The following is a 2814-nucleotide window of genomic DNA, read 5'->3' on the forward strand; positions in this document are numbered from 1 at the left end:
GGTGGGCTCGGCGGCCGCGCCCACCCCGCCGGCCGCCGAGCCCACCTCGGTCGCGCCGAGCACCGAGCCGCCGGCGGGCCGAAGGTGTTCCGGGCGGCCACCTCCGGGCTCTGCGTCGGGGTGACCGGCGACGACCCCGAGGGCGCGGACGCGCAGCTGGCCGACTGCACCGGCGGGCCGGAGCAGCAGTGGGTGGCGACGCCGGTCGGCGCGGACGTGTTCGTCCTGGTCAACGCGGCCACCGGCAAGTGCCTGGACGTCGACGGGCAGCGCACCGACGACGGCGTGGACGTGCAGCAGTGGTCCTGCAACGGGCAGCCCAACCAGCAGTGGCGGCTCACCCCCACCGGCGCCGGTCCGGTCCTGCTGGTCGCCGTGCACAGCGGCAAGTGCGCGCAGGTCGACGACGCCGGTACGGAGGCCGGTGACCAGCTCGAACAGGCCCCCTGCTCGGGTGCCGCCGAGCAGCAGTGGACGGTCGGCTGACGCCTTCAGCCCCGGTAGCTCCACGCCCGGCTGCCGGCGGCGACGGGGACCGCGACCGGCACGGGGATCGGCTCGCGGCGGCGGCGCAGCAGCAGGGAGAGCCCGGCCGCGCCGATCGACAGGGCACCGGCCACGTACCAGGCCAGCGCGTAGTCGCCCAGCCCGTCCCGGACCAGCCCGGCGCCGGTCGCGGCGAGCGCCGCCCCCACCTGGTGGGCGGCGAAGACCCAGCCGAAGACCACCGCACCGGCCGGGCCGAAGTACTCCCGGCACAGCGCCACGGTCGGCGGCACGGTGGCCACCCAGTCCAGGCCGTAGAAGATGATGAAGACCAGCATGCTGGGGTGGGCGGTGGCGGCGAAGAGGCCGGGCAGCACCAGCAGAGAGGCCCCGCGCAGCGCGTAGTAGACGCCCAGCAGCACCCGGCTGTCCACCCGGTCGGTCAGCCAGCCGGAGGCGACCGTGCCCGCGATGTCGAAGAGCCCCACCAGGGCGAGCAGCCCGGCGGCCGTGGTCTCCGGCATGCCGTGGTCGTGGGCGGCCGGCACGAAGTGGGTGCCGACCAGGCCGTTGGTGGTCGCGCCGCAGATCGCGAAGCCGCCGGCGAGCAGCCAGAACGGCCGGGTCCGCGCGGCCTGGGTGAGGGCGCCGACCGCTCGGGCCGCCGCGCCACCGGTCGGCGGCGCCGGCTGCACCACGTCCGTCGCGCCGTAGGGCGGCACGCCGAGATCAGCCGGGTACTCGCGCAGCAGCCAGGCCACCAGCGGTACGACCAGCAGCGCTCCCCCGGCGACGACGAGGGCCGCCGTACGCCAGCCGTGGTCGCGGACCAGGATGGCGACCGGCGGCAGGAAGACGAGCTGCCCGGTGGCGCCGCCGGCGGTGAGCACCCCGGTCACCAGGCCCCGGCGGCGGACGAACCAGCGGCCGGTCACCGTCGCCACGAAGGCGAGCGCCATCGACCCGGTGCCCAGGCCGACGAGGACGCCCCAGCAGAGGACCAGCTGCCAGCTCGCGGTCATGAACACGGTCAGGCCGCTGCCGAGGGCCACCAGCACGAGCGCACCGGCCACCACCCGCCGGATGCCGAACCGGTCCATCAGCGCGGCGGCGAACGGCGCGGTGAGCCCGTACAGCATGAGGTTGACGGAGACGGCGGCGGAGATGGTGGCCAGTGGCCAGCCGAACTCGGCGTGCAGCGGGTGGAGCAGCACCCCCGGGGTGGCGCGGAAGCCGGCCGCGCCGACCAACGCGACGAACGAGACAACGGCGACGGCCCAGGCCGGGTGGAGGCGACGGTATCGGGTCACGGTCCGAGTCTCCGGTGTGATCCGTCAGGCGACGAGTGGCCGAAAAGCCAACGTGCGCAATAATCGGGCCATGACCGTCGTCCCGCACCGCATCGCGGTGCTCGCCCTCGACCAGGTGGTCGGCCTGGACCTGGGCACCCCGGCCCAGGTCTTCGGCACCGCCCGCACCGACGACATGCAGCAGCTCTACACCGTCGACACCTGCACCTCGGGTGGACGACCGGTACGCAGCACCGCCGGGTTCCAGGTGGTCCCCGACCACGGGCTGGAGCTGATCGAGGCCGCCGACACGGTGATCGTCCCCGGCATCCACGGCGGCCCGCCACTGGCCGACGGCACCGTGGACCCGACCGTCGCGACGGCGCTCCGGGCGGCACACGAACGCGGCGCGCGGATCATGTCGATCTGCACCGGCGCCTTCGTCCTGGCCGCCGCCGGGCTGCTCGACGGCCACCGGGCCACCACCCACTGGGCGTACGCGAACCTGTTCCGCCGCCTGCACCCGGCGGTCGAGCTGGACCCGGACGTGCTCTTCATCGACGACGGCGTGCTCACCTCCGCCGGGGTGGCCGCCGGCCTCGACCTCTGCCTGCACGTCATCCGCACCGACCACGGCAGCGAGGTGGCCAACCGGTCCGCCCGGCGCTGCGTGGTCCCACCCTGGCGGGACGGCGGCCAGGCGCAGTACATCGAGCGGCCGGTCCCCCGCACACCGGACAACGGCACCGCGGCCACCCGGGAGTGGGCCCGGCAGCGCCTGCACCAGCCGGTGACCCTGCGCGATCTGGCCGGGCACGCTCGGATGAGCGTCCGCACCTTCACCCGGCACTTCCGCTCGGAGACCGGGCTCAGCCCGGCCCAGTGGCTGCTCCAGCAGCGCACCGAGCACGCCCGACTGCTGCTGGAGACGACCGACCTGACCGTCGACCAGGTGGCCCGGCACGCCGGGTTCGGCACCACCGCCGCCCTCCGCCAGCACTTCCACCACCGCGTCGGCGTGGCCCCCACCGCCTACCGC

At 75.2% G+C, this 2814-nt stretch carries 3 protein-coding genes; 2 read left to right on the forward strand and 1 reads right to left on the reverse strand.

All coding sequences use genetic code 11. From position 1 onward, the window contains the following. Positions 1-486 (forward strand): RICIN domain-containing protein (locus DKL51_RS06435; RefSeq protein ID WP_260428397.1); only part of this gene is annotated, 486 nt, incomplete at its 5' end. Positions 487-491: 5 nt separating this feature from the next. On the opposite strand, the gene DKL51_RS06440 is transcribed toward DKL51_RS06435, so the two are convergent. Next, a complete protein-coding gene (locus DKL51_RS06440) occupies positions 492-1796 on the reverse strand; it encodes an MFS transporter (protein ID WP_109948229.1) in 1305 nt (434 codons plus the stop codon). 70 nt (positions 1797-1866) lie between these two features. On the opposite strand from DKL51_RS06440, the gene DKL51_RS06445 reads away from it, so the two are divergent. Then, positions 1867-2814: GlxA family transcriptional regulator (locus tag DKL51_RS06445; RefSeq protein WP_260428398.1), on the forward strand; the 948-nt coding region annotated here is incomplete at its 3' end.

Source organism: Micromonospora globispora (assembly GCF_003857015.1).
Lineage (GTDB): Bacteria > Actinomycetota > Actinomycetes > Mycobacteriales > Micromonosporaceae > Micromonospora > Micromonospora globispora.